1 protein-coding gene is annotated in these 2309 nt (G+C 56.6%); it reads left to right on the top strand.

Annotation, left to right across the window (positions count from 1 at the left end; all coding sequences use genetic code 11):
• Positions 1-292 precede the first annotated feature (292 nt).
• Entirely contained in the window at positions 293-1987 is a 1695-nt protein-coding gene (locus tag I2D57_RS09785; RefSeq protein ID WP_195362344.1) for a phospho-sugar mutase, read from the top strand.
• Positions 1988-2309 lie beyond the last annotated feature (322 nt).

Consider the following 2309-nt stretch of genomic DNA (forward strand, 5'->3'; position numbering starts at 1 on the left):
GAGTACTGCGGGGTCAGCCCGTGGGAGGCCAGGGCGCCGCTGACCGGTGGACGGCACCGAGCCGTACGCTTGAACTGAGAAGGGGGAGGCCTCGCGGCCTCCCCCTTTTTTTGCGTTTAAGGCGGCATTCGCTAAGCAATTAAATCAATCCAATCATCCACCGGTGAATATAAACGTTCACCGTTCTTTGGTCGGTTCTTTGTTCTCAATGGACTAATATTTGCTTTAGCGCACTGCTGCGCTTGTCCTGTTTTACACGGGTCGTTTTATTGATTGTGACGGAAGGACTGATATGGCAGATGTTCATGAGCTGCTTGATACTTGGATTGCCAATGTCAAGGACGAGGAGCTCCTCGCTGAGCTTAACACGATGAAGGAGCAGGGTGATGAGGACGCCATCACCGACGCTTTCTTCCAGGATCTCGCCTTCGGTACTGCCGGCCTTCGCGGCACTATCGGTGCGGGCACTAACCGTATGAATATCTATACGGTCGGTCGTGCGACCCAGGGATTCGCTGACTACCTCAATGCGACCTTCGAGCATCCGACGGTCGCCATCGCTCGCGATAGCCGCAATAAAGGTGAGCTGTTCGTCAAGACGACGGCTGCCATTCTTGCAGCAAACGGCGTGACTGCCCTCGTGTATCCCAAGATTTCTCCTGTGCCGACGCTCTCCTGGGCCGTCCGCGACCTTAAGTGCTCCGGTGGCATTTGCATGACCGCTAGTCATAATCCGGCGCCTTATAACGGCTATAAGGCCTATGGCCCCGACGGCTGCCAGATCACCAGCGAGGCCGCCGATGCAATTTCTAAGGCTATCGCCGAAACCGATACGTTCACCGGCGTGAAGTCCATGGACTTCGATGAGGCTCTTGAGCAGGGTCTGGTCAAATGGATCGATGATTCGTGCCTCGAGCGTTATTACGACGCCGTTCTCGCCCGCGGCGTGACTAACCTTTCTGCCGAGGAGATCGCTGGCGCTCCGCTTAAGCTCGTCTACACTCCGCTCAACGGCACTGGCCTCATTCCCGTCACGACGGTGCTCGAGCGCGCTGGCATCACTGATGTCACGGTTGTTCCCGAGCAGAAGGAGCCTAACGGCGATTTCCCGACCTGCCCGTATCCTAACCCCGAGATTCGTCAGGCCATGCAGAAGGGCATTGACCTGTGCGAGCAGGTTCACCCCGATCTGCTGCTTGCAACCGATCCTGACGCCGATCGCGTTGGCGTTGCCGTTAAGAATGGCGATGACTATCTGCTGCTGACCGGCAATGAGATGGGCGTTCTGCTGCTTGACTATATCTGCAAGACCCGCGCTGCTCGCGGTAAGGACCTCACTAAGAAGGTTGCTGTCACTACTATCGTTTCTTCCGCCATGGTTGACGCTCTGGCCGACGAGTACGGTTTTGAGCTCCGCCGCTGCCTGACGGGCTTCAAGTACATCGGCGACATCATTACTTCTCTTTCCGATGCTGGCGAGGTCGATCGCTTTATCTTCGGTTTTGAGGAGAGCTACGGCTATCTGGCCGGTGACCACGTGCGCGACAAGGACGCCGTGAGCACTTCTCTTCTGATTTGCCAGATGGCGCAGTATTACAAGCTCCAGGGCAAGAACCTTGCAGATGCGATGCACGAGCTGTACGAGAAGTATGGCTACTATCACAACAAGACGATTTCGCTGAGCTATCCGGGCGCTGAGGGTGCGGCAAAGATGGCCGGCATCATGGCTGGTCTGCGCGAGAACCCGCCCGCGGAGCTCGCCGGTTCCAAGATTGAGGCTGTCGTGGATTACAACACCTGCGTGAACGGCCTGCCGAAGGCTAACGTCATTGAGTTCGATCTTGAGGGCGGCAACAAGGGTATTGTTCGTCCTTCCGGCACCGAGCCCAAGATTAAGCTGTACATCTTCGCTAAGGGCGCGGATGCCGCCGAGGCTGATGCCGCACTTGACGCGATTGAGGAGTCTGGTCGCAAGCTGCTGGCATAAGGTATTTAAGAGTCTATAGCTATAGATGGGCTAAAGAGGGGATCTCGGATGCGAGGTCCCCTCCTGTTTTTAACCAGCCAGCCGAGAGTACTTATATGTGTAGGAAATGTGTACGCCCAGATTCCCGCCCACGGGGCCCCTCCGGTCTGGCAATATGTCTCCTTGCCGCGCGGCCCGGTGGAACCGGATGAGCCGCGGGGCGTGCACCTTGAGAACCGGATACTGCGAGGATGGACACTTACTTCAGTGTCGCATCCGGGCAGACATCGAACCATTTGAAATGGTCTAACTTGGATTTGTTTTTCGCAAGGCCGCCGAGAGG

It is taken from the genome of Collinsella aerofaciens, from assembly GCF_015553355.1.
In the GTDB taxonomy this organism is placed as follows: Bacteria; Actinomycetota; Coriobacteriia; order Coriobacteriales; family Coriobacteriaceae; genus Collinsella; species Collinsella aerofaciens_V.